This window comes from Exiguobacterium sp. s57, from assembly GCF_018617685.1.
Taxonomy (GTDB): Bacteria; Bacillota; Bacilli; order Exiguobacteriales; family Exiguobacteriaceae; genus Exiguobacterium; species Exiguobacterium marinum.
Window position 1 is genome coordinate 1 of record NZ_JACSKR010000003.1, and the last position, 23,246, is coordinate 23,246.

General features: G+C 46.8%; 19 protein-coding genes, 14 tRNA genes and 2 rRNA genes. 31 read left to right on the forward strand and 4 right to left on the reverse strand.

All coding sequences use genetic code 11. The annotated features are described in order from the left end of the window. The 21 genes from KNO98_RS08390 to KNO98_RS08490 all read left to right on the forward strand — a co-directional run. Window positions 1–84 (forward strand): 23S ribosomal RNA (locus KNO98_RS08390); the annotation flags it as partial. Window positions 85–179: 95 nt separating this feature from the next. Continuing rightward, window positions 180–296 (forward strand): 5S ribosomal RNA (gene rrf / locus KNO98_RS08395). 8 nt (window positions 297–304) lie between these two features. Then, window positions 305–379 (forward strand) — tRNA-Asn (locus KNO98_RS08400). An 11-nt stretch (window positions 380–390) separates the two neighbouring features. Beyond that, window positions 391–481 (forward strand) — tRNA-Ser (locus tag KNO98_RS08405). Between the two features lie 18 nt (window positions 482–499). Then, a tRNA-Glu gene (locus KNO98_RS08410) sits at window positions 500–574 on the forward strand. Between the two features lie 16 nt (window positions 575–590). Further along, window positions 591–664 (forward strand) — tRNA-Met (locus KNO98_RS08415). A 9-nt stretch (window positions 665–673) separates the two neighbouring features. Next, window positions 674–749 (forward strand) — tRNA-Asp (locus tag KNO98_RS08420). A gap of 31 nt (window positions 750–780) precedes the next feature. Further along, window positions 781–856, forward strand: a tRNA-Phe gene (locus tag KNO98_RS08425). 7 nt (window positions 857–863) lie between these two features. Then, window positions 864–947 (forward strand) — tRNA-Tyr (locus KNO98_RS08430). 3 nt (window positions 948–950) lie between these two features. Continuing rightward, a tRNA-Trp gene (locus tag KNO98_RS08435) sits at window positions 951–1,021 on the forward strand. 16 nt (window positions 1,022–1,037) lie between these two features. Beyond that, window positions 1,038–1,113 (forward strand) — tRNA-His (locus tag KNO98_RS08440). A 7-nt stretch (window positions 1,114–1,120) separates the two neighbouring features. Then, window positions 1,121–1,195, forward strand: a tRNA-Gln gene (locus KNO98_RS08445). A 4-nt stretch (window positions 1,196–1,199) separates the two neighbouring features. Further along, window positions 1,200–1,274: transfer RNA gene (locus KNO98_RS08450), tRNA-Gly, on the forward strand. Window positions 1,275–1,283: 9 nt separating this feature from the next. Then, window positions 1,284–1,357: transfer RNA gene (locus KNO98_RS08455), tRNA-Cys, on the forward strand. Window positions 1,358–1,366: 9 nt separating this feature from the next. Further along, a tRNA-Leu gene (locus KNO98_RS08460) sits at window positions 1,367–1,447 on the forward strand. 6 nt (window positions 1,448–1,453) lie between these two features. Continuing rightward, a tRNA-Gly gene (locus KNO98_RS08465) sits at window positions 1,454–1,524 on the forward strand. 67 nt (window positions 1,525–1,591) lie between these two features. Further along, complete coding sequence (gene queG, locus KNO98_RS08470; RefSeq protein WP_214700470.1) at window positions 1,592–2,740, forward strand: tRNA epoxyqueuosine(34) reductase QueG; 1,149 nt, start codon at window positions 1,592–1,594, stop codon at window positions 2,738–2,740. Further along, window positions 2,721–3,161 carry a methylated-DNA--[protein]-cysteine S-methyltransferase gene (locus tag KNO98_RS08475; RefSeq protein WP_214700471.1) on the forward strand — a complete coding sequence of 147 codons (441 nt, stop codon included), beginning with the start codon at window positions 2,721–2,723 and terminating at the stop codon, window positions 3,159–3,161. Before queG ends, KNO98_RS08475 begins: the two co-directional genes overlap by 20 nt. Before the next feature lie 12 nt (window positions 3,162–3,173). After that, window positions 3,174–3,647: a tRNA (uridine(34)/cytosine(34)/5-carboxymethylaminomethyluridine(34)-2'-O)-methyltransferase TrmL gene (gene trmL, locus KNO98_RS08480; RefSeq protein WP_026826698.1), complete on the forward strand. Its 474-nt coding sequence runs from the start codon at window positions 3,174–3,176 to the stop codon at window positions 3,645–3,647. Window positions 3,648–3,874: 227 nt separating this feature from the next. Further along, window positions 3,875–4,432: a DUF5366 family protein gene (locus KNO98_RS08485; RefSeq protein ID WP_015880910.1), complete on the forward strand. Its 558-nt coding sequence runs from the start codon at window positions 3,875–3,877 to the stop codon at window positions 4,430–4,432. Beyond that, window positions 4,429–5,304, forward strand: coding sequence for a hypothetical protein (locus KNO98_RS08490; protein WP_214700473.1), 876 nt, complete (start codon window positions 4,429–4,431; stop codon window positions 5,302–5,304). The genes KNO98_RS08485 and KNO98_RS08490 overlap by 4 nt, the downstream gene beginning before the upstream one ends. A gap of 41 nt (window positions 5,305–5,345) precedes the next feature. Here KNO98_RS08490 and KNO98_RS08495 read toward each other — a convergent pair whose 3' ends face one another. Continuing rightward, on the reverse strand, window positions 5,346–7,133 hold the full coding sequence (locus KNO98_RS08495) for a transglycosylase domain-containing protein (RefSeq protein WP_214700475.1): 1,788 nt from the start codon (window positions 7,131–7,133) through the stop codon (window positions 5,346–5,348). 155 nt (window positions 7,134–7,288) lie between these two features. Between KNO98_RS08495 and KNO98_RS08500 the strand changes: the two genes are divergently transcribed. From KNO98_RS08500 to KNO98_RS08515, 4 genes are read left to right on the forward strand one after another with little or no spacing between them, the layout of a single operon-like run. Beyond that, complete coding sequence (locus KNO98_RS08500) at window positions 7,289–8,443, forward strand: glucose-1-phosphate adenylyltransferase (RefSeq protein WP_214700476.1); 1,155 nt, start codon at window positions 7,289–7,291, stop codon at window positions 8,441–8,443. Then, complete coding sequence (glgD, locus tag KNO98_RS08505; RefSeq protein ID WP_251129556.1) at window positions 8,385–9,578, forward strand: glucose-1-phosphate adenylyltransferase subunit GlgD; 1,194 nt, start codon at window positions 8,385–8,387, stop codon at window positions 9,576–9,578. Before KNO98_RS08500 ends, glgD begins: the two co-directional genes overlap by 59 nt. A 10-nt stretch (window positions 9,579–9,588) precedes the next feature. Then, window positions 9,589–11,022 (forward strand): glycogen synthase GlgA, encoded by a 1,434-nt coding sequence (gene glgA, locus KNO98_RS08510; protein WP_214700477.1) that lies wholly within the window; start codon window positions 9,589–9,591, stop codon window positions 11,020–11,022. A gap of 22 nt (window positions 11,023–11,044) precedes the next feature. Further along, window positions 11,045–13,477, forward strand: coding sequence for a glycogen/starch/alpha-glucan phosphorylase (locus tag KNO98_RS08515; RefSeq protein ID WP_214700478.1), 2,433 nt, complete (start codon window positions 11,045–11,047; stop codon window positions 13,475–13,477). Window positions 13,478–13,493: 16 nt separating this feature from the next. Here KNO98_RS08515 and KNO98_RS08520 read toward each other — a convergent pair whose 3' ends face one another. Beyond that, window positions 13,494–14,309 (reverse strand): sulfurtransferase, encoded by an 816-nt coding sequence (locus tag KNO98_RS08520; protein ID WP_034771210.1) that lies wholly within the window; start codon window positions 14,307–14,309, stop codon window positions 13,494–13,496. Window positions 14,310–14,408: 99 nt separating this feature from the next. Between KNO98_RS08520 and KNO98_RS08525 the strand changes: the two genes are divergently transcribed. The 3 genes from KNO98_RS08525 to KNO98_RS08535 all read left to right on the forward strand — a co-directional run bounded on the left by KNO98_RS08525 (window position 14,409) and on the right by KNO98_RS08535 (window position 17,668). Further along, complete coding sequence (locus KNO98_RS08525) at window positions 14,409–16,136, forward strand: phospho-sugar mutase (RefSeq protein WP_214700479.1); 1,728 nt, start codon at window positions 14,409–14,411, stop codon at window positions 16,134–16,136. Between the two features lie 126 nt (window positions 16,137–16,262). Then, complete coding sequence (locus KNO98_RS08530; RefSeq protein WP_214700480.1) at window positions 16,263–17,021, forward strand: transporter substrate-binding domain-containing protein; 759 nt, start codon at window positions 16,263–16,265, stop codon at window positions 17,019–17,021. After that, on the forward strand, window positions 17,018–17,668 hold the full coding sequence (locus KNO98_RS08535; protein WP_026826687.1) for an amino acid ABC transporter permease: 651 nt from the start codon (window positions 17,018–17,020) through the stop codon (window positions 17,666–17,668). The genes KNO98_RS08530 and KNO98_RS08535 overlap by 4 nt, the downstream gene beginning before the upstream one ends. 43 nt (window positions 17,669–17,711) lie before the next feature. On the opposite strand, the gene KNO98_RS08540 is transcribed toward KNO98_RS08535, so the two are convergent. Together KNO98_RS08540 and KNO98_RS08545 are read right to left on the reverse strand one after the other, a co-directional pair. Beyond that, the gene (locus KNO98_RS08540) at window positions 17,712–18,809 is read right to left on the reverse strand and encodes an ABC transporter ATP-binding protein (RefSeq protein ID WP_214700482.1); all 1,098 of its coding nucleotides are present in this window, start codon (window positions 18,807–18,809) and stop codon (window positions 17,712–17,714) included. A gap of 104 nt (window positions 18,810–18,913) precedes the next feature. Next, window positions 18,914–19,765 (reverse strand): PucR family transcriptional regulator, encoded by an 852-nt coding sequence (locus KNO98_RS08545; RefSeq protein ID WP_353047766.1) that lies wholly within the window; start codon window positions 19,763–19,765, stop codon window positions 18,914–18,916. 69 nt (window positions 19,766–19,834) lie between these two features. Between KNO98_RS08545 and KNO98_RS08550 the strand changes: the two genes are divergently transcribed. From KNO98_RS08550 to KNO98_RS08560, 3 genes are all read left to right on the forward strand, one after another. After that, complete coding sequence (locus tag KNO98_RS08550; protein ID WP_051546028.1) at window positions 19,835–20,926, forward strand: DUF445 domain-containing protein; 1,092 nt, start codon at window positions 19,835–19,837, stop codon at window positions 20,924–20,926. A gap of 35 nt (window positions 20,927–20,961) precedes the next feature. Beyond that, a complete protein-coding gene (locus KNO98_RS08555) occupies window positions 20,962–21,333 on the forward strand; it encodes a YlbF family regulator (protein WP_026826683.1) in 372 nt (123 codons plus the stop codon). A 129-nt stretch (window positions 21,334–21,462) separates the two neighbouring features. Next, a complete protein-coding gene (locus KNO98_RS08560) occupies window positions 21,463–23,241 on the forward strand; it encodes an SLC13 family permease (RefSeq protein WP_214700485.1) in 1,779 nt (592 codons plus the stop codon). Window positions 23,242–23,246: the final 5 nt, after the last annotated feature.

A 23,246-nucleotide genomic window follows, 5' to 3' on the forward strand; every position in this document is an offset into this window, starting at 1 on the left:
GAGACGATGAGGTAGATAGGTCATGGGTGGAAGCGTGGTGACACGTGGAGCTGAATGATACTAATCGGTCGAGGCTTTGATCTAGTCTATGGTTTGTGTTGATGAATCCTCAGTTTTGAGAGAACAATCTCTCTAAAATATGTTGACATTATCGATAAATAATGTTAATATAATACTTGTCTGGTGGCGATAGCGAGACGGCCACACCCGTTCCCATGCCGAACACGGAAGTTAAGCGTCTCAGCGCCGAAAGTAGTTGGGGGATCTCCCCCTGTGAGGATAGGACGTTGCCAGGCAAAATCGTTCCGCAATAGCTCAGTGGTAGAGCAACCGGCTGTTAACCGGTAGGTCGTAGGTTCAAATCCTACTTGCGGAGCCACTTTCTCTTTTGGAGAGCTGTCCGAGTGGCCGAAGGAGCACGATTGGAATTCGTGTAGGCGGCAAAACCGTCTCAAGGGTTCGAATCCCTTGCTCTCCGCCAGTTTTTCAAATATGTAATGGCCCGTTGGTCAAGCGGTTAAGACACCGCCCTTTCACGGCGGTAACACGGGTTCGAATCCCGTACGGGTCACCATCTAATTTTATATCGTCGCGGGGTGGAGCAGTCTGGTAGCTCGTCGGGCTCATAACCCGAAGGTCGTTGGTTCAAATCCAGCCCCCGCAATTATTTTCCGGTCTCGTGGTGTAGGGGTTAACATGTCTGCCTGTCACGCAGAAGATCGCGGGTTCGAATCCCGTCGAGACCGCCATTTTTATTTTTAAATCAATCATACTACATATGGCTTTGTAGCTCAGTTGGTAGAGCAAAGGACTGAAAATCCTTGTGTCGGCGGTTCGATTCCGTCCAAAGCCACCATATATGTGGGGGGGTAGCGAAGTGGCTAAACGCGGCGGACTGTAAATCCGCTCCCTCGGGTTCGGCGGTTCGAATCCGCCCCCCCCCACCACTTAGGGGCATAGTTTAGCGGTAGAACTACGGTCTCCAAAACCGTCAGCGCGGGTTCGATTCCTGCTGCCCCTGTTTTAATTTCATCATGGCGATTGTGGCGAAGTGGTTAACGCACCGGATTGTGATTCCGGCATTCGAGGGTTCAATTCCCTTCAGTCGCCCCATTATTATTGGGCTGTAGCCAAGTGGTAAGGCATCGGATTTTGATTCCGACATGCGTAGGTTCGATCCCTTCCAGCCCAGCCATTTTGCGGAAGTAGTTCAGTGGTAGAATACGACCTTGCCAAGGTCGGGGTCGCGGGTTCGAATCCCGTCTTCCGCTCCAATGACTTTTGGCGCCATAGCCAAGTGGTAAGGCAGAGGACTGCAACTCCTCTATCGTCGGTTCGATTCCGACTGGCGCCTCCAACATAATATGCCGGTGTGGCGGAATTGGTAGACGCGCACGACTCAAAATCGTGTTCCTCTGGAGTGTCGGTTCGACTCCGACCACCGGTACTTTCTGCGGGTGTAGTTTAATGGTAAAACCTCAGCCTTCCAAGCTGATGACGAGAGTTCGATTCTCTTCACCCGCTTCATATCTCTCTGCCGAGTGGCGGAGAGATTTTTTGTATGCGAAAATATATAAAGGAGGTGAACGGAATGGACCCGTACACATTAAAACAACAAATGCTCGAGTACGCCGAGACTATCGGCATTGACGAGTTGAAAGTGACCACAGCTGATCCGTTCATCGTCATGAAACAACGACTTATTCGGCAACAAGAGAAGGGATTTGCCTCAGGATTCGAAGAACCGGATTTAGAGAAACGCACAAATCCTGAACTCCTGCTTGAAGAAGCTCAATCAATCATTGCGATCGCCATCGCCTATCCAAGTAAATTAAAGGATGCGCCCCGTAGTGTCGCCGGCGAGAGACGAGGATTGTTTGCTCGTGCTTCGTGGGGACTCGATTACCATCGGGCGGTCGGCGATCGATTGGCCAAACTCCAAGCGTATATCGAAGAACTGGTTCCGGGCGTTCGGACGCGCTCAATGGTCGACACGGGTGAGCTCGTCGACCGTGCTGTCGCAGAACGTGCGGGAATTGGGTTTAGTGGGAAAAACTGTTCTATCATCTCTCCTGAGAAAGGATCCTATCTTTATTTGGGGGAAATGATTTTAGATGTATACTTACCGCCGGATGAAGCGATTGAAGATGGATGTGGAGATTGCGATAAATGCATGACGGCCTGTCCGACGACGGCTCTTGTTGAGCCGGGCGTCCTCGATGCGAAGCGCTGTATCGCTTATCTCACGCAGATGAAGACGTTGATGCCGAGGGAGTTTCGGTCGAAACTTGGCGGTCGCCTGTATGGGTGCGACACGTGTCAGCAAGTCTGTCCGTACAATCGTAAAAAAGACTGGCGCCACCATGAAGAATTGTTGCCGGAAGCTGAGATTGTCAAACCGCTCTTAGAGCCGCTTTTGGCATTAAGCAACCGGGAGTTCAAACTAAAGTTCGGACATTTGTCGGGCTCATGGCGTGGGAAGAAACCGATTCAACGGAATGCGATTTTAGCACTCGCGCATTACCGGGAACCTTCTGCGATTCCAATCTTACGGGAATTCATCAAACAGGATGAACGCGAGGATATGCGCGCGACGGCGGTGTGGGCGATCGGTGCGATTCTCGGACCGGATGCCGATTCGATGTTTGAAGAGATTGAACAGAATGAAGCGTCTGACATGGTACATGAAGAGATTCGCATCTATCGAGAGGAGTGGGCACATGAAGATCGTGTCGTCTAAATGGGGACCGTTAGCGTATGAATTAAACGCAGCAGGCAAGCTGACGGCTCTTGAGTTCACGACGCATGAACCGAAAGAAGAAGCACCTGAATGGTTGCGAGATCTCCTGTTGCGAGTCGAGCAGACAGGGTTTCAAGAAGCAGATCGTGCCTACGTTGAAATGAACGGTACACCATTTCAACAGGACGTATGGGATGCTTTATTGACCATTCCGTATGGCGAGACACGAACATATAAACAAATTGCCGAGCAAATTGGGCGACCGAAAGCCGTTCGCGCCGTCGGTCAAGCACTCAATCGGAATCCATTGCCGATTCTCTTTCCATGTCACCGCGTTATCGGAAGCAGTGGAAAGCTTGTCGGTTTTGCGGGAGGGTTGTCCGAGAAACAACGTCTTCTAGAATTTGAAATGAAAAAGTGAGGGAAATCAATCATGGCGATTCATGTCGTAATGTTTCAACCAGAAATACCAGCAAATACGGGGAACGTCTCACGTACGTGTGCGGCGACGAACTCGGTCCTTCATCTGATTCGTCCGCTCGGCTTCTCGACGGACGATAAGATGCTAAAGCGCGCAGGTCTCGACTATTGGCAATTTGTCGATGTCCGTTATCACGACTCGTTAGAAGAACTGTGGGAGAAGCATCCGGATGGTCAGTTCTTTTATATCACGAAGTACGGGGAACAATATCCGAGTGATTTAGACGTTTCTGATGTAGAGGGTGACTACTTCTTCGTCTTTGGTCGTGAAACGAAAGGCTTGCCGATGGAAGTCATCGAGAACAATTTAGATCGCTGCATCCGCCTGCCGCAATCGAATCTCGTCCGTTCGTTAAATGTATCGAATACGGCGGCCATCATTGTATATGAAGCCCTTCGCCAACAAGGATATGCAGGGTTGAAATAAAAAAGAGCCGGATTCGTAAGAATCCTGGCTCTTATTCGTTACCCTCAGGTTTACGGTTATATCCAGCTGTCAAAATTGCTGAGAGGAAGACGACGCTGATTCCAACCATCAATAATAGGCCCATCCAAAAATCCCCCTTTTATTCTCCATAACTATGAATAGTATAATATACTTGTTAGTAGAATTGCACTGAATATAAGAAATTACTGTGAAATTGGAGAAGGAACATGAAAACGAATGTGTACTTACTGAGCTATGCCCCACTCATCGGAATTATTTTGTTTTCCATGTCACTTGCGATCGCGACATCCGAGTACGTGATCCAATGGCTGAATCAAATTGGCGTATATAGTGAAATCATCGAACTGTTATCCGTGCAAGAGACAAAAGTGCTTGTGCTCGTCGTATTCTTCACGATTTTCTTTATGTTGTTTAGCGCATTCAAGTTGGTTGCTGATACGTTCAATCAACTCGGTTTCGCCTTTTTTGCGCGGGAGACGAATGGGACGTCACTTCATCGGCTCAAACCTGGGGCCATCATCTTCCTCATCGGGTCTGGAATCAGCTTTCTCTTTTTGAACACGTTACTCGCCGTCATCGCCGTCCTCGTAGGAACGCTCTTGATGTATCTCTTTTACTATGTCTGGCAAGTAAGCCAATCGATGTCTGTCCCACGTGCCATCGGCTTATTGCTCATGCAGGCCGTTATGTGGGCGACGTTGATCAGTGGGTTAGGTTGGTCGGTCCTTCGCTTGTTTAATTCTGTCGGAGATATCATCTTATGAAAGAATGCTTTGAACCGACCTTTGATGTGATGGAAGCATGGTGTCATTCATTCGTACCTGAGGAAACATTGTATTGGATTGATTCCTCGTTCCTCGATGACTTACCGGTATCCTGTCTTATTATCTCGAGACAAGAATTTGTCACTCATCCTATTTACCGAAGACCTGGAATTACGAATCCGTATGTGACGTGGCAGATGGGGCAGGACGTGACCCATGTCGTCCATGCGTTCTCTGGCTTTTTGAAGGAGTTACAGGAGCACGTCAAAACACGTTTATTGGAATTTCAAGTGACGACCCATCGTGGTCTTGTTTTGCCGATATCGGACGAGCAGATGAAACGTCTATCGAATGAGGCGATTGTAGAGAAGGACGGCACGCATGTCATCGTCTTGCATCCGCAAAATTGGAATGCGCTCGACATCGAGATGCGTCATTCTCTTCTGCTCAACTATGCGAAGGAGTGGGATCGTTGGGAAGGGGAACCCTGTGATGACTCGATTGCCTCGTATCTTGCGGACTATGCAAATCGGTTTCCAATCCAGGAGGGAAGTAACTGTCTCGCAGCGACGTTGTTTGCGGTCACAGGAAACGAACAAATCGTTCACCAATGGGTTCATCCGGAGACATTCCTTCAGACACTAAAGCGAAGTGGGTACGAAACCGTGAAGGATGATGCGCCAAGGTCGAATGACGTCCTGACGTTTTGGAACGACCAAGAGCAACTTGTTCACGCCAGCTACTGTGTTCGACAAAACCTATATTTCAACAAGCACGGTCAAGTTCGTTTCAACCCATGGAAACTCATCGATCACGACGAGTTGAAGGAGCATTGGGGAGCATATCGACTTCAGATTGAACGTCGGAAATAGAACAAAAGGAGTCAGCCCACTTTTCAGCGGCTGACTCCTTTTTAATGCGACTCCGTCCAAACAATCGCTGGATACGCACGGTTGGCGAGTTCTGGGAACGGACGAGGTGTGTCGGCACCGAGCCAAATGGCGGTGATGGTGCGGTCGGTCAGTCCGACGTACCACATGTCTTTATTGTCGTTTGTCGTTCCCGTCTTGCCCCCGAGATAATCGTAGTCGCCTTTCACTCGATTCGCATAGCGTCCCGTCCCGTACGTGGTGACGGTCGATAATGCTTTCTTCATCACGTCCATGGTATCCGTAGACCAAATGGCCTCTTCGGTCAAAATTGGCGTCAATGTCGGCTCCCCGGACTTGAATTTGATTTGTTTGATCGTATGTCCTGATGTATAGACACCTTTGTTTAAGAACGGTGTGTAGGCGGCTGCCAGTTCTCTCGGAGAGACTCCTTGTGTGAGTCCACCAAGAGCGCTAGCTAAGTTCTCATCCTGTTCATCCCATTGACTGAACATCATGTCTGCCGTCTTATACGCCCTCTCTTGATCAATCGCTGAGAAGGCGGCGAGAGCAGGTGTGTTATACGAGTAGGCGACCGCGTCCTTTAACAAGACATCACCTAACACGCGGTCGTGGCTATTCCCGGGACAATACGAACCGTAACAGGTCGGTCGTCCATCGAGTACTGTGTTAAGCGTCGCACCAGTGTCTTCGATAAATGGTGCGAACACGAGAATTGGTTTAATGGCTGATCCTGGTTGGCGATACGCCTGTGTCGCCCGGTTGAACTCACCGACTTGTGTCATTTCTGAATCGACCATTGCCACGATTCGCCCTTGAGGTGTCAGTTCCGTATAGCCTCCGTTCAGCCCGGGAGGAAGTTGACTCATCACCCGTTTTGCTTGTTTCTGTTTCCCTGTCGATAAGTAAGTCTCAATCGTTGCTTCATGGGTAGATAAATAATCTCTTGCTTCGGTATCGTCCAAGTCATAGCGCGTACGTACCAATTGAATCGCCTCGCGGACGGCTGTATCCATATAGTCCGGGTATTGAATCGTTTGATTACGGTACGAAGCTTGTAGTTTTATACCATGATATTGGTCGTAGGCACTCTTTGAGAGGATACTTGCTTCAAACAATTGTGTCAAAATCCGGTCCTTCCGTTCAAAATAGGCTTCTGTAGGATTGAGCGGGTCGTAAAGGGACGGATTATTCGGTACCGTCAACAGATAGGCCAGTTGATTCCAATTCAAATCAGCGAGCGGCCTTGAAAAGTATGTATCAGCCGCAGATTGAATCCCATATACGTTATGTCCAAAGAATATGACATTGCTATAGGCTGTTAAAATTTCTTTTTTGCTATAGTTTTTTTCAAGCGCTTGCGCGATTAACAATTCCTTCACTTTTCGTTCATATGTTCGCTCATGTGTGAGGTAGACGTTTCGTGCGAGCTGTTGTGTGATCGTGCTCCCACCTTGAACGGATGTCTCGTTCGCGTTATTGATAAACGCACGGGCGATTCCGCTCAAATCATAACCGGGATGAGCATTGAATTTACGGTCTTCAATAGTCATGATGGCTTCTTGAATGTGTTTAGGCAACGCCTTTGGAGTTACATCATTTCTACGGCCAGCCAAATAAATTTGTTGTTCCCCACCATTGTATGCGAGTGTGATGGCATGTTTCGACGAGAGTGGTTGCACCGACACCAGTTCTTCTCCCCACGATAAAATCTCTTCAGTTTTATCAATCTCTTCTTTCAATGCGTTTGTGAGTGTTAAGGAAGTCGCTAAAAGTCCAGCGAAAAATAAAGTTCCAATCCAAGCTCTCATCCGATCACCTCTTTCTATTCATTATATCGTCAATTTTATAAAAAAATAAAAAATGTAAACGTTATCATATAATAATTCGAGAAGGAATACTTTAGGAAAGAGCGAAAAAGGGTAAAAGAGGTTGTATATTACGATTTTGAGGAGGCTTATTATTTATGAAGCAAGAAATGGTTGCGATGCTCCTTGCGGGAGGAGAAGGAAAACGATTAGGGCCTCTCACGCGAAAAACGGCGAAACCAGCCGTGAATTTCGGCGGAAAGTACCGAATTATCGATTTCCCATTGTCAAACTGCACGAACTCAGGAATCACAACAGTCGGGGTATTGACGCAATACGAGCCACTTGAATTGAATCGTTACTTAGGAATCGGGACAGCATGGGACTTAGATCGTCGCAATGGAGGATTAGCGATTCTTCCACCTTATCAAGCACAGTCGGGGAAAAATTGGTATGAAGGAACAGCTAATGCGATCTATCGTAACTTGAGCTACATCGACGCTTACGATCCGGATTACGTCTTGATCTTATCAGGAGATCACATTTACAAAATGGACTACGAGAAGATGCTCGAGGCCCATAAAGAAAAACAAGCCGATGTGACCATCTCTGTCATGGAAGTACCATGGGACGAAGCATCACGATTCGGTATTTTAAACACAGCGGATGACCTTCGAATCAATGAGTTTGATGAAAAGCCTGAAGACCCAAAGAGTAACTTGGCATCGATGGGCATCTACATCTTCAACTGGAAAGTCTTACGAGAGCATTTAATTAAAGATGCTGAAGATGAGACGTCAAGCTTTGACTTCGGGAAGAACATCATTCCAAATACGCTTCTCCAAGGGCTTGACGTCTTCGCCTACAAGTTCAAAGGCTACTGGAAAGATGTTGGAACGATTCAATCACTTTGGGAAGCAAACATGGACCTCTTAGAGGAAGACCCTCCATTTGATTTGTACGACCCGGACTGGAAGATCTATTCCGTCAACCCGAATCAGACGCCTCAGTATATTGGAAAAGATGCATGTGTAGAACAGTCTGTGATCAATGAAGGGTGTCATATCGAAGGGGAAGTGCAACACTCGGTTCTATTTTATGACGTCCGTGTCGAAGAAGGCTCACTCGTCAAAGACTCCGTGATTATGCCGGGGGCTAGAATTGGGAAGGATGTAACAATTCACAGAGCCATTGTCGCGAGCTGTGCAGTCATTGAAGATGGTGCGACAGTCGGTGAGCCAGGTGGTGATATCGTTGTTATTGAACCACATGAAAACATCGAAAGCGGAACCGTCTTCAAACAACGAGTTTGAAACAAGTAAAGAGACACGCAAGGAGGCGTTACTGTTGACGAACGATTTATTAGGGGTCATTAACTTAGGGACGGAACAAGGATTGTTTCCAGAATTTACTGGACATCGTAATATGGCGGCGGTCCCATTCTCAGGTCGCTATCGACTGATTGATTTTACGTTGACGAATATGATTACACAAAACATCAGTCAAGTCGGGATTTTCACGTTAGATAATTATAGCTCTTTGATGGATCATCTAGGTTCGGGGAAAGAATGGGATTTGGACCGTTCACAAGGAGGGCTACACATCTTTCCACCGGCATTGAAGCCAGATGGGGGAGCGTATCTTGGGGATTTGGCAAACTTTTCGATACACCGTGAACATTTCATTCGCAGCAAGCAACCGTATGTAGTTATTACAGGGTCGAACGTGCTGACGACGATTGACTATAACGACATGCTCGAACATCACAAATCGATTGGTGCGGATATCACACTTGCTTATACAACACATGAGCAGAAATGTGGTTACTGTCGCCCGATTCGTCTCGGTGAGAACGATCGTGTCGTCGGCGTGTCAGAACGAGGATTTTCACCAGATGATGAGTATTCATATACAGAGACAATTATTATGTCAAAGAATCTCTTCATGCGGCTCGTTGACGAAGCGACGTCTAAAGGTGAATATGATTTATTAGATGGCGTCATTCGTCCACAACTCCACCGTTTACACGTTCACGGTTATCATTATGTCGGGAAAATGCAAGTCATTCATTCTGTACTTTCTTACTATAATGAAAGTATGCGATTGCTCCGTGGAGAAGGGATTATTTACGATTTCCCGCACATTTATACGAAAATCAAGCACGAACCACCTACTCGTTACTTGAAAGGTTCGAAAGTGAATGAAGCACTCGTGGCGAACGGATGTAAAATTCATGGGGAAGTTCAAAACAGTATTCTCTTCCGTGGTGTTCAAGTAAGTAAGCATGCTCGCGTCAAGAATTCTATCATTTCGTCGAAGTCAATCATTGAAGAAGGGGCTGTTGTCGAAAATGCGATCCTTGATAAAGAAGTGGTCGTAAAACGAGGACAGGTCATTCGAGGTACAATCGACGAACCGATTGTCATCGCAAAACGGACAGTGGTGTGAGGAGGATTTTATGAAAATTTGGTACGTTGCTTCAGAAGCGGCACCGTTCATGAAGACGGGGGGGCTAGCCGACGTCGTCGGTTCCCTCCCTCAAGCGGTGGCGGATTTAGGAGAAGAGGTTAGCGTCGTCATGCCGAAGTATGGATCGATTGCTGAAGAGTATGTGGACGAGATGGAGTATTTATTCGACCTAATCGTTCCGGTCGGTTGGCGCAAGCAGTTTGGTGCGGTCTTAAAATTAGAGCGGGATGGCATCAACTATTATTTCATTGATAGCGAGTATTACTTTAAACGTGATGGTGTTTTATACGGACACTTTGACGATGCAGAGCGATTCGCGTTCTTCTCGCGAGCTGTACTCGAGATGATTGGAAAGATAGAAGATGTGCCCGATGTCCTTCATTGTCATGATTGGCAGACAGGGATTTTACCAGCATTTTTACGAATCCATTATCAACATATTGAAGCGTATCAACATATTCGTACCGTCTACACAATCCATAACTTGCAATATCAAGGAGTCTTCCCTGAAGAGATTTTGGGAGAGCTACTACAGTTCGGTCCTGAACATTTTACGGCTGAAGGTATTCAGCATAACGGTCTCGTCAATTACATGAAAGCAGGAATCGTCCACTCAGATCAAATCACAACAGTCAGTCCATCTTATCGCGATGAAATTATGGAGCCATATTACGGTGAAGGATTAGATGGAGCCCTGCGTCATCGCGCTGTCGATGTACGAGGAATTTTAAACGGCATTGATTTGTCGACGAATGACCCGAGTACGGATGCTCGTATTGCACAGACGTATGATTTGGATACGTATAAAAAAGGAAAAGTCGCTAACAAACGAGCGTTACAAGAGCGTCTCGGTCTTGAGGTACGAGACGATGTCATGCTAATCGGTTTTGTCAGCCGACTCGTTGACCAAAAAGGACTCGATTTAATAAACGCTGTCCGTGAAGAACTCGGTCAATTGCCTTGTCAATTCGCATTTCTTGGTTCGGGACAACCGGAATATGAGGGAATCATTCACGAGATGACGGCAGCACATCCGGGAACGGTCGGTTCATATATCGGTTTTGATATCGAACTCGCGCACTTGATTTATGCTGGGGCGGATGCTTTTTTAATGCCGTCACGTTTCGAACCTTGTGGACTCAGTCAACTGATTTCCATGCGATACGGCACATTGCCCATCGTACGTGAGACGGGCGGACTGCGGGATACGGTGAAGCCGTATAACGAGTTCACGCAAGAAGGGACCGGATTTGGGTTCATGAATTATAATGCCCATGAGATGTTGGCGACAATCGAATACTCGATTCGTGTCTATTCCGAGAAAGAAAATTGGGATGCCCTCGTCCATCAGGCGATGACCGCGGACTACAGCTGGAAACAATCCGCCAAGCAATATCGTGAGTTATATCATTTATTCGCATGATTGGAAGGAGCTAATTTGATTTATGTTCACAGATAAACAGAGCTTTGTCGGCGCATTTAAAGAACGATTTATCGCATTGAATGGAAAGTCGATTGAGGATGGGACAGAGCAGGAAGTGTATCAAACATTGGCAACGATGGTACGCGAACAGGCCATGCCGAAATGGATCCATACGCGAGACCGTCAAGAAGAAAAGCATAGTAAGCAAGTCATCTACTTCTCACTTGAATTTTTATTAGGCCGTTTCCTGTACAATAACTTGTTAAGCCTAGACGTATTAGAACTCGTCAAAGAAGGGCTTGAGGATCTCGGATACGATTTTACCGATATCTCAGAGTTGGAACCGGAACCTGGTCTCGGGAACGGGGGGCTCGGTCGTTTAGCAGCTTGCTTCCTTGATTCATTGGCCGCACTCAGTTTACCCGGGCACGGGAACGGGATTCGATATCGCTATGGTCTCTTCAAACAGAAGATTGTGGATGGATATCAGGTCGAGCTACCGGACAATTGGCTCCGTGATGGAAACATGTGGGAAACGAGACGTCAGGATAAGGCGGTCGACATTAACTTCGGTGGATGGATCGAGATGAAGCAAATCGGAGACCGATTGCGTGTCGTCCACCATCCGGATGAAGTTGTCAAAGCGGTCCCCTACGATATGCCAGTCATCGGTTATCAGAATGACGTTGTGAATACGTTGCGTCTTTGGAACGCTGAATCACCACTTGATGATGAGGCATATTTAGAGAAGACAAAAGGGACGTATAAAGACTTGTTAAAACATAAACAGTCGATTGCGACCATTTCGGAATTCTTATATCCGGATGATACGACTTATGAAGGAAAAGTACTTCGTTTGAAACAACAGTATTTCTTCGTGTCGGCAGGAATCCAGTCGATGCTTGCTTCGTACTTAAAAGGTAATAAATCTCTCAAACAATTGGGCGATCATTATGCGATTCACATCAATGATACGCACCCGGTTGTTGCAATCCCTGAATTAATGCGAATTTTGATGGATGAGCATGGATACGGATGGGATGAAGCGTGGCGAATCACGAAGAGCGTCATGTCGTTTACGAACCACACGTTACTCGCAGAAGCACTTGAAAAATGGCCGGTTGAGATGTACCAGCGGCTATTGCCACGTGTCTATCAGATCATCGAAGAAATCAATCGACGTTTCTGTCGTGACGTCCTCGTCAACTATCCCCATCTCGAATCACATATGGGTGAAATCGCAATCGTATCGAATGAGCATATCAATATGGCCAACTTGGCCGTCGTCGGCTCTCATTCGACGAACGGGGTTGCACAAATCCATACCGATATTTTGAAACAGCGTGAGATGCGTTACTTATATGAGATTTTCCCACTGCGATTTAACAACAAGACGAACGGGATTACCCATCGTCGCTGGCTCTTAAAATCGAATCCACGATTATCTGAGGTTATCACAGAAGCAATCGGTCCTTCGTGGATTGAGCATCCAAATGATTTGGAAAAGCTGATGGATTTCTCAAAAGATAAGAGTTTTCAAGAAAAAGTGATGGATGTGAAGCAACAAAATAAATTCGATTTGGCAGCTTACATTCAATCGGAGACCGGAGAAACGGTTGATCCGCATTCGATTTTTGATGTGCAAGTCAAGCGTCTACACGCCTATAAGCGGCAGTTGCTAAACGCGCTTCATATCCATGCGCTCTACTTGAAGATTCAAGCAGATCCGACGTTCACGATGGTTCCCCGAACGTTTATCTTTGGCGCAAAGGCGGCACCAGGATATCATTATGCGAAAGAAATTATTCGTTACATCAATGCGCTTGCGACATTAATCAACAAGGATAAGCGAGCAAGTCAATTCATCAAAGTCATCTTCCTTGAAAACTATCGTGTTTCAATGGCTGAACGGATTTTCCCGGGATCTGACTTGAGTGAACAAATTTCGACTGCAAGCTATGAGGCATCGGGTACCGGCAACATGAAGTTCATGATGAATGGTGCTTTAACGATTGGAACGTTAGACGGAGCCAATATTGAGATTCGTGATGCCGTCAGCGATGATCACATCTTCATTTTCGGATTATCTCCACAAGAAGTCATGAACTATAAAAAGTTCGGAGGGTATCATGCAGCGGAGATGTATCACGCACACCAAGAAATCAAGGATGTCGTCGATGGTCTCGTCAGTGGGACATTCGATAAGGTAGGCGAATATCAATTCCAGTCCATCTTCGATTCACTTCTCGTCTACAACGATGATTTCTTAGTCTTAAAAGACTTTATCTCTTACATGCGAGCACAGCGACGTGTCGACGAGATGTTCCGTGATCGTGCGCGTTGGGCAGAGAGCTCAATTGTCAATACGGCGAAATCGGGCATCTTCTCAAGTGACCGAACCATCACGGAGTATGCAAACGCAGTTTGGAATATCAAACCGACGAGCGTGAAATAAAAAAACGATCCACCCGTTACGGGTGGACCTCGTTTTCTGGATAGCTGACCCAATCGGAATATGATCCTGGATAGAGCCGGACATCGTCCTTACCGAGAGCATGTAGCGCTAAAATATTGACACAGGCGGTCACACCGCTCCCACAATAAAAGATTGGGTTCTCGACAGGAAGAACATCTTTGTAAAGTTCTTTCAAATCGTGAAAGTCTTCTAATGTGCCGAGCTCTGTAATAGCTTCTGCATATGAGCAAAGCAATGCGTTCGGAATGTGTCCTGCTTTTTGGTCTATCGGTTCGTGTACGCCGTTATAGCGATCTTCTGATCTAGAATCGTAAAGTTTACCGTTTGTGGCGGCTCTTACTTCTTCGAGTGTGGCAATCATGTCGTCTTGGAAGTCCGGCGTATAGTCACTCGACTTATAGTGTGGAATTTCCGTCGTGGTATCACCGCAATAGGTGATTCCCGACTGGATTCCGCCTTCTAGGACGACGACCCGCTCGTGACCGGCCCATTTAAAGAGCCACCATGCACGGGCTGCATACGGAAAACCGTCATCATAAATAACGACAAGATCATCTTTTTTCAAGCCGATGCGACGAAGCGTTGACGTCCATGCCTCTTTTGAAGGGAGCGGATGACGTCCACCATGTTCACCGAGTGGACCAGACAAGTCTTCCATCAAGTCGAGAAAGACTGCGTTCGGAAGATGTCCCTGTCCATAAACGTATTTACCATAGGACGCGTCGTTTAACGAATATCGGCAATCGATGAAACGAATCGAGTTCGTATGCACGATTTGTTTTAATTCTTGGGCACGCATTGTTGGAAACATTAATATCACCTCGAGGTTTCATTACTCTCATCGTATACAAGATGGAAGCAATTGGCGAGTACTTCGATTGATTTTTTTAAGGTGAAAGGGGAATAAACCATGACATGGCAACAAACATATGAACGTTGGAGTCAATTTGATGGACTTGAACCGCATTTGCGTGCGGAACTTGAAGAACTCGCAAAAGATGAGTCAACGTTAGAAGACGCATTTTATAAGACGCTGGAGTTCGGGACAGGCGGGATGCGGGGAGAAATTGGACCGGGTGCAAATCGAATGAACATGTATACCATTCGAAAAGCGTCTCAAGGGTTTGCTGACTTTATCTCATCCTCAGGAGAAGAGGCGAAGCGTCACGGCGTCGTCATCGCCCATGACTCGCGTCATTTTTCTCCGGAGTTCGCGTTAGAGGCGGCGCGGACGCTCGCGTCAAACGGCATCAAAACGTACTTGTTCCCAAGTTTGCGCGCCACACCTGAGCTCTCATTTGCGGTACGTCATCTTGATGCATTCGGCGGGATCGTCATCACAGCTAGCCACAATCCCCCTGAGTATAACGGGTTCAAAGTATATGGGGCAGACGGTGGACAGCTTCCACCGGTGGAAGCGGATGAACTTGTCAGTTACGTCAATGCGATTGAAGATGAGCTGACGATTGAAATCAAAGATGAGGCAACGCTTCGTCAGACGGGTTTGCTCGTCACAGTCGACCGATCAGTCGATGAAGCGTATATGGAGGCGCTCCAGTCAATCCGTATTCATCGTGACGTACAGGACAGTTCCCTTCAAATCGTCTATTCGCCGCTTCACGGGACAGGGCGCCGTCCAGTCATGGAAGGGTTGAAGGCGTATGGATTTGACCATGTGACGATTGTAGAAGAACAAGCAGAGCCAGATGGCGCGTTCCCAACAGTCAGTTATCCGAACCCGGAAGAAAAGGCGGCGTTTAAATTAGCAATGGAATACGGGGATCGTGTCAGTGCTGATTTACTGATGGCGACCGATCCTGATGCCGACCGTGTCGGCTTGACCGTGCGCGGACAAGATGGTGATTGGTTCGTCTTGACGGGAAACCAGACAGGTGCGCTGTTGATGGAATATATCCTCTCACAGAAGAGTGAAACGGGGACGCTTCCATCGAACGGGTTCGTCGCGAAGACGATTGTCACGTCCGAACTTGGTGCCGCCATTGCGAAAGCATACGGCGTGCATCTTGAAAACACGCTGACCGGATTCAAATTCATCGGTGAGAAAATTAAACAGTATGAAGAGTCTGGAGAATATGAGTTCCTGTTCGGCTATGAAGAAAGCTATGGCTACTTGATTGGGGATTTCTGCCGTGATAAGGATGCCGTTCAGGCTTGTTTACTCGCAGCGGAGATGGCGGCTTATCATAAACAACATGGTCGCACGCTTTATGATGCGTTGCAGTCGATTTACGAGAAGTATGGGTTCTATGAAGAATCGTTACAGTCGATGACGTTGAAAGGAAAGGCTGGTCTCGAACAAATCGGACGGATGATGGAAGCGTTCCGTGCCAATCCGCCAAAAGAAGTAGGGGGATACGAGGTCGTTCGCTTCGAAGACTATAAGAAGCAAGTGGCGACTGACTTGCAGACCGGTAAGTCTGAAGGCATCGAATTGCCATCATCGAACGTCTTAAAATTCATCTTTGCGGACGGGTCATGGTTCTGCCTTCGTCCGTCTGGAACAGAGCCGAAAATCAAGTTCTACTTCAGTGTACATGCGGATCGTGCCGACAAAACGACTGCAAAACGTGAAGCGATTGAAGCGGACGTCATGCAACAGGCGAAAGCGATTGATTGATACCGAACATCACTCTAGAAATAGGGTGATGTTTTTTGTTTGACATGAAGACACTCCGCCAGTATGATGAGGTTATTGTTTAAAACCGTGTAATCATATAAGGATTATAAGAAAGGCGGAATCATCATGAAAAAAACGTTAACTACAGTATTGGCACTTGGAGCTTCAGTAGGGCTTCTCGCAGCTTGTGGCAATGAAACAGGAAGTGGAGCGGACGAAGCGGTCATTACTGTCGGGACAGAGGCGACTTATCCACCCTTCACATATAAAGACAAAGGTGAATTGATGGGATATGATATCGATGTCTTGAATGAGGCGGCAGAACGTGCCGGTTATAAAGTTGAATACGAGGCAATGGACTTTAAGGGACTCGTCCCGGCTCTCGATGCAGAACGCATTGATATGATTGCCAACCAAATGAGCATCACACCTGAGCGTGAAGAGAAATATGCATTTACTGATCCGTATGCCGTGTCGGGTGCACAAGTCATCGTCGCTTCGGACAACAATGATATTCAAGGAATTGACGACCTTGATGGCAAACTAGTCGGCTCGACACAAGGTTCTGCTTATGCCCAAATGGCTGAAGAAGCAGGAGCTGAAGTGAAATACTACAAAGGGGCAAACCAAGTACTTCAAGACCTCGAAGTCGGTCGCTTGGAAGCGGCACTTAATGACCGTCTCTTTATTTTGACAGAACTTGAAAAGACAGGTTATGACGTCAAAGCAGTCGGTGACATCTTCAATACAAGTGAAGCTGGATTCATGGCACGTCAGGATAGCGATGTTCTTAAGAAGTTGAATGATGCACTCGCGGAAATGAAAGAAGATGGCACAATGAAAGAAATCGGTGAGAAATACTTCGGTGAGGATATCAGTCAATGAATGAACTGATCACGACCGTCATAGATAACCGCTCGGTCTATCTTGAAGCCATCCAGCTCACGTTGATCGCCAGTGTCCTGTCGATTCTTCTCGCCTTGGCGCTCGGTCTGATCATCGCTTTACTTCATAGTAGTCCAATTAAAATTGTACGATTGTTAACACGGACATATATCTCGTTCTTCCGTGGAACACCGCTGTTGCTCCAGTTGTTGATTTTGTATGTCGGTCTCACTGGGTTCGTGCAACTCAGTGGGATGCAGGCGCTCATCTTCGGATTAGGGTTTCACTTTGCGGCCTATATCTCAGAAGCATTTCGGGCGGCAATTAACTCTGTCGACAAAGGACAAGTGGAAGCGAGTGTCGCGCTCGGCATTCCGAAAATGAAGCGTTTCAAAGACATCATTTTCCCGCAAGCGCTCTCTCGTGCCATCCCGCCTGTCTCGAACTCGGTCATCGACATTATCAAGTCGACATCGCTTGGTACGGTCATTGCGGTTCAGGAGTTGACGTACGTGTCTGACCAGATTGCGGCCACAACCTATCTGGTCATGCCGTTACTCTTGTTCTCGGCTTCCATCTATTGGATTTTGTCGACCATGATTCAAGCTGGGCAACATAAACTCGAACAGCGTTACGCGATTCGATGATAAAAAACCCTCGATTCAAACGAATCGAGGGTTTTTGTATGGCTTAACGGATGACTTGTTCTGTTTCTCCGTCGAAGAAGTGTGCTTTTGTCATATCGAGGGCGAGTTCAACATCGTCACCCATGTGGATGTTTGAGCGACCGTCGACACGTGCTGTGAACTGGTGTCCACCGAGTTCCGCATAGAGGTATGATTCTGAGCCCATGAGCTCAGCGACATCGATGTGTGCTTTGAACGTATGCGTTGTTGGCGAGTCGATGTAGATTGGCTCATCATGGATTGATTCTGGACGAATTCCGAGGACAAGCTCTTTACCAACATAACCACGGTCACGAAGGGTCTTCATTTTTCCTTCTGGTACGTTGACTTCTTCCCCGTTCGTGATGAATTTGCCTTCTGCGAGTGTACCGCGGAAGAAGTTCATTGAAGGGGAACCGATGAAACCGGCGACGAAGATGTTGTCCGGGTAATCGTAAACTTCTTTTGGTGAGCCGACTTGTTGGATAAGGCCGTCTTTCAAGATGACAATACGTGTTGCGAGTGTCATCGCTTCAGTTTGGTCATGGGTAACATAAATCGTAGTTGTGTCCAAACGGTTGTGAAGTTGGATGATCTCTTTACGCATTTGTACACGAAGTTTTGCATCCAAGTTCGAGAGTGGTTCGTCCATTAAGAAGACTTTCGCATCACGAACGATGGCACGTCCGATGGCCACACGTTGACGTTGTCCACCTGAGAGTGCTTTTGGTTTACGCTCGAGGTATTCCTCCAAGCCGAGAATACGTGCAGCGTCTTTGACGCGACGATCAATCTCATCTTTCGGGAACTTACGGAGTTTCAACCCGAATGCCATGTTGTCAAAGACACTCATGTGTGGATAGAGTGCATAGTTTTGGAAGACCATGGCGATATCACGATCTTTAGGAGCGACATCGTTCATTCGTTTCCCATCAATGATGAAGTCACCGTTCGAAATCTCTTCAAGACCTGCGATCATACGAAGTGTCGTCGATTTTCCGCAACCAGACGGTCCGACAAATACAATGAATTCACGGTCTTTAATGTGTAAGTTAAAATCGCTGACGGCTTTGACGCCACCATCGTAAATTTTTTCAATATGTTCTAAACGAATTTCTGCCATGTCGTTAGCCTCCTAAAGAATCTGTTTGTTTATAATAGCGCTTACAAGAATGATTATATGATGAAACCGCTTGCATTGAATATAGACAAGTTGCACAAAAACCGTCAGTCGGATTTGTGCAACGTGACCAATAGTTGAAGGAGACTAGCGTCATAGAACTTTCGAGCGTCATAACCGGTCGTCTCGAACAAGCGATCGAGTCGATAGTTCAGCGTGTTTCGATGCATGAACAGCGCTTTGGCCGTATGTGAGACATTCAACGAGTGGCTGAACAATGATTCGAGCAATTCAATCGTTGACAGGTCGAGCGGTTCAAGCAATGGTGCAATTCGGCGAATCCGTTCTTTTGAATCCTGCTCTTGTAGTAAATAATGGTATAATAATTGACTAGCAGGGTAAGTTTTAGTAGAGAGACGCGCGTATGGTATGAGTATTTGATGTTGACGATACACGTGGGCTAGGTTGCCTTGTGGGCGTTCGCTATACACGGCATAAGCTTCTATAAAGCAATCGCTCGCAATGGCACGCAATACGTCCTCAAATTCTTGGAGATCGGCAAACGTGTCTTGCTCGATGAGTTCGAGATGTTTTTGGGTCATCATTATCATTTCAGCATGCGGCATGAAGTCGTGTACAATGCTGATGAATGAATCGAGTGATTCCTCTTCTGTTTCTTGAAGCGAAAGGGTAATCAGCCGAAACGGTTGTTCAAAGCGAAACGTATCATCCTGCAAACGCTCTTGCCACTTTCGCTGATGAGGGTCTGACTGAAGAATGGGAGTCGCCCACATGCGTAGAAGTTGCTGTTCACGTTCGGTTAATTCGAACGTTGGTAATCCAAATACGGTACCGTTTTGCGTCTCGAACCAGTCATGGTCACCAGATGCATCTTCCGACCGATGGACAGCGGCCGGAAATATCGATTTAATACGATCAAACGTATTCAATACTATCACCTCAACAACAATGTATCATATTTCAGATTGGAGGCTTGCAGTTTGGACGGGATATTGAAGATTTTACTCATGATTGTGATTGGAGCAACGATTGGGGGTGTGACGAACTTCCTCGCCATTAAAATGTTATTCCGACCACATGAACCGAAATATATTGGTTCGTTCCGGATTCCATTTACTCCGGGACTGATTCCGAAGCGACGGGATGAATTAGCATCCAGTTTAGGAAAGACCGTCGTCAAACACTTGTTGACACCAGAAGGTATGCGAAAGCGATTGCTAGATGATCAAGTGACGACACACATCACCCAATTTGCTCAGCAAGAAGTTCAAGCGATGTTGCGCTCGGATAAAACGGTTCGAGAACTCGTAGAACCCCTCTACCCGAACGCGGAGGCACGCATCCTCACGTTAGCGGATGACAAGTTACGTGACGAGTTAACGAGCGTCATGGCTGAAGTAAAAGAACGAAAGTTGTTCGAGTTACTTGGGGAAGAAGGTATGGACCGCGTACGGGCGGTCATTCCTGAAATTGTTGATGCGCTTCTTGTTAAATCGGAAGAATATTTCTATTCTCCGGAAGGTGAGGCACAGCTTCGACATATGGTTGATTCGTTTGTTCAACGTCGACTCGGATTTATCGCAGGATTCATTCAAAACATGAACTTTGTCGAAATGGTTCGACCTGAAATCGTCAATATTTTAAGAGGTCAGTCAACGCGTGACGGAATGACGACGATGATTACGCGCGAATTTGAGCGTTTTAGTGAAAAATCAGTCGATACGCTAATGGACGAACGATTAGAAAAACGACTCATCGATGGCATTGTGCAACAGGTAGTCTCACGCTTACCAATAGCGCAATTGTTGGATCGCCCTGTATCGACATATACGGAGTCTGTTGAATCCCGTGTCGTCGACGAAATCGTCCCACAAGGCGTGACGCTTGTCATTGAGCGCTTCACGAATCAATTGGAGACGATTATGGATCGATTAAAGATTGACAAAATTGTTCAGGAACAAGTTCAATCTCTCGATACGTCTTACCTAGAAGAAATTGTATTATCCATTTCCAAACGGGAGTTTCGGGCAATAACATGGCTTGGCGCGCTATTAGGTGGTATGATTGGGTTGATTCAAGGGTTGATTGCCATCTTGTGATGGCGAAACCCTAATAGTATTTAGGAGGACGTTACATGTCACAAACAAACTTGTACGACCAAGCTTACCAATTGGAGAAAGCACTTCGCGATTCTGAAGAGTTCACAACACTCTCTTCTTTATACGATCGTGTCAATGCGGATGCGGAAGCGAACCAGTTGTTCGCTGACTTCCGTAACATCCAAATGACGCTTCAACAAAAGCAAATGCAAGGAGAGGAAATCTCTGAGCAGGAAATGATGGATGCGCAAACGAAAATGATGAGCGTTCAACAGAACGAATTGATCATGGAGCTCATGCAAGAAGAGCAACGCATGCACCAGCTCGTTACAGAAGTAACGAAAGTCATCATGAAACCACTTGAAGAGCTTTACGCTCCGATGGTGAATGAAAATGAAGTTCAATAAGACAATGATGAACGGGTAGCTTTCGGGCTATCCGTTTTTTTGTTGATGAGATTGTCACACCTATTAAGTAAGCGCTTTCATAAACTGGATTATAATGAAGATGTGATAATGGGGAAAGGGTGAACTGTCATGGTGACTGTCCTTATACTTTTAGGGATGATTCTCTTTTTCATAATGGGATGGCTACGGGCAGATTTGGTTGCTGTGATTGGACTTCTCTGTCTCGTCTTAACAAATCAATTGACTCCGAGTGAGGCGGTATCCGGATTCTCAAATTCGGTTGTGTTGATGATTGCCGGACTATTCGTGGTCGGTGCGGGATTGTTTCATTCTGGCTTGGCAGAACGACTGGCTTCTTTATTGATTCCATATGCCAACGGGAGCGAGACGAGACTATTCTATTTATTCATGTTGACCGTCACGTTCCTTTCAAGCGTCATGTCAAACACAGGTACGGTCGCATTGCTCATTCCAGTCGTCATGGCGATGGCGCGCCAAATCAAAAGATCTGCCAAAACATATCTCATGCCGCTCGCCTTCTTCTCAAGTATTGGTGGAACGATGACATTGATTGGTACACCACCAAATCTAGTTGCAGCAGAATCGTTACGTGGTCTTGCGGAAGTCCCGATCGGTTTCTTTTCGCTGCTTCCGATTGGCTTGGTCGTCATGGTCGTGGGATTGGTTTATTTCCGTCTGTTCGGAAATCGTTTACTCGATCAAGGTAGCTCGAATGAGTGGGCTAAAGAAGAAACAAAAGAACCACCAAGTCCGAGCGTGTATGTCATATCGATTGAGAAATCCCACCCTTTAATTGGGAAGCGGTTGAGTGACTTGAAGTGGTCACATAATGGGATTCTTGTTCTAAAAGAACGTATTCAAGGGATACGTCAACACTATGAAACAGCACGCGCCGACACCGTGATACGCGCAGGAAGTTTACTCGTTAGTGGGGACGAACAGCAAGTTCGTTCCCTCTCACATCAGGAACAAATCCCTTATAAAAAGGTTGAAGCAAGAGCTGTAAATGATAAAGCAGGGGGCGTCGTGCTGTTCACGATTCCAGCATCGAGTCAACTCGTGGGGAAATGCATCGGCGAGAGTCGATTACGGAGTGAGTTCCATGTCAACGTCTTACAACTGATCCGTCCACAAGAAGAAATTGCGCAAGTGCGATTGAAAGATACCCCGCTAAAACAAGGTGACTTATTGATGGTGCAAGGAGAGTGGGATGACCTTGAACGAATTGAACAAGACACACATCTATTGCTCTCGAATGAACGGGTGACCGATGTGGCCAATCGAACCGTATCCAGTCATCATCAGCTTGCAGCAGGCATCATCTTGCTTATGATGGTGGTACTGTTTGTATTCGAGTGGGTCGACCCGACCGTTGCGGTTTGGTTAGCGGCACTTGCAATGATTTTGAGTGGGGCCGTGCGTCATATGGATGTCGCATATCAATCGATTCAATGGTCATCACTCGTCTTGATTGCAGCTATGATACCGGTAGGGACTGCGCTTGAGCACGCGGGAGTCATGGCATGGTTAGTTGAATGGATAGAGAGTTCTTTTGCCGGATATGGACCTGGCTGGGTGCTCGTTGTTCTTTTTATTGCGACAATCCTACTTAGTCAAATCATCTCGAACACAGCGACCGCTATCTTGTTTATACCACTTGCTATCGCACTTGCGGAATCGATGGCGGTTAGTCCGATCCCGTTCGTCATCGCCGTCGCCATTTCGGCGTCACTTGCTTTTATGACCCCGTTCGGGTCTCCGACAAATGCGATGGTGTTTAGTGTGGGGGGGTATCGATTCGTAGATTTCATAAAAGTCGGTGTGCCACTGCAACTACTGACTGCATTCTTCGGTATACTCATGATTCTTTTCTTATTTCCATTTTGAGCAGG

Coding starts and splice junctions, on each gene's coding strand:
- queG (WP_214700470.1), top strand. CDS start 1,592: ATGGACCCGTACACATTAAAACAACAAATGCTCGAGTACGCCGAGACT.
- KNO98_RS08475 (WP_214700471.1), top strand. CDS start 2,721: ATGAAGATCGTGTCGTCTAAATGGGGACCGTTAGCGTATGAATTAAAC.
- trmL (WP_026826698.1), top strand. CDS start 3,174: ATGGCGATTCATGTCGTAATGTTTCAACCAGAAATACCAGCAAATACG.
- KNO98_RS08485 (WP_015880910.1), top strand. CDS start 3,875: ATGAAAACGAATGTGTACTTACTGAGCTATGCCCCACTCATCGGAATT.
- KNO98_RS08490 (WP_214700473.1), top strand. CDS start 4,429: ATGAAAGAATGCTTTGAACCGACCTTTGATGTGATGGAAGCATGGTGT.
- KNO98_RS08495 (WP_214700475.1), bottom strand. CDS start 7,133: ATGAGAGCTTGGATTGGAACTTTATTTTTCGCTGGACTTTTAGCGACT.
- KNO98_RS08500 (WP_214700476.1), top strand. CDS start 7,289: ATGAAGCAAGAAATGGTTGCGATGCTCCTTGCGGGAGGAGAAGGAAAA.
- glgA (WP_214700477.1), top strand. CDS start 9,589: ATGAAAATTTGGTACGTTGCTTCAGAAGCGGCACCGTTCATGAAGACG.
- KNO98_RS08515 (WP_214700478.1), top strand. CDS start 11,045: ATGTTCACAGATAAACAGAGCTTTGTCGGCGCATTTAAAGAACGATTT.
- KNO98_RS08520 (WP_034771210.1), bottom strand. CDS start 14,309: ATGTTTCCAACAATGCGTGCCCAAGAATTAAAACAAATCGTGCATACG.
- KNO98_RS08525 (WP_214700479.1), top strand. CDS start 14,409: ATGACATGGCAACAAACATATGAACGTTGGAGTCAATTTGATGGACTT.
- KNO98_RS08530 (WP_214700480.1), top strand. CDS start 16,263: ATGAAAAAAACGTTAACTACAGTATTGGCACTTGGAGCTTCAGTAGGG.
- KNO98_RS08535 (WP_026826687.1), top strand. CDS start 17,018: ATGAATGAACTGATCACGACCGTCATAGATAACCGCTCGGTCTATCTT.
- KNO98_RS08540 (WP_214700482.1), bottom strand. CDS start 18,809: ATGGCAGAAATTCGTTTAGAACATATTGAAAAAATTTACGATGGTGGC.
- KNO98_RS08550 (WP_051546028.1), top strand. CDS start 19,835: ATGATTGTGATTGGAGCAACGATTGGGGGTGTGACGAACTTCCTCGCC.
- KNO98_RS08555 (WP_026826683.1), top strand. CDS start 20,962: ATGTCACAAACAAACTTGTACGACCAAGCTTACCAATTGGAGAAAGCA.
- KNO98_RS08560 (WP_214700485.1), top strand. CDS start 21,463: ATGGTGACTGTCCTTATACTTTTAGGGATGATTCTCTTTTTCATAATG.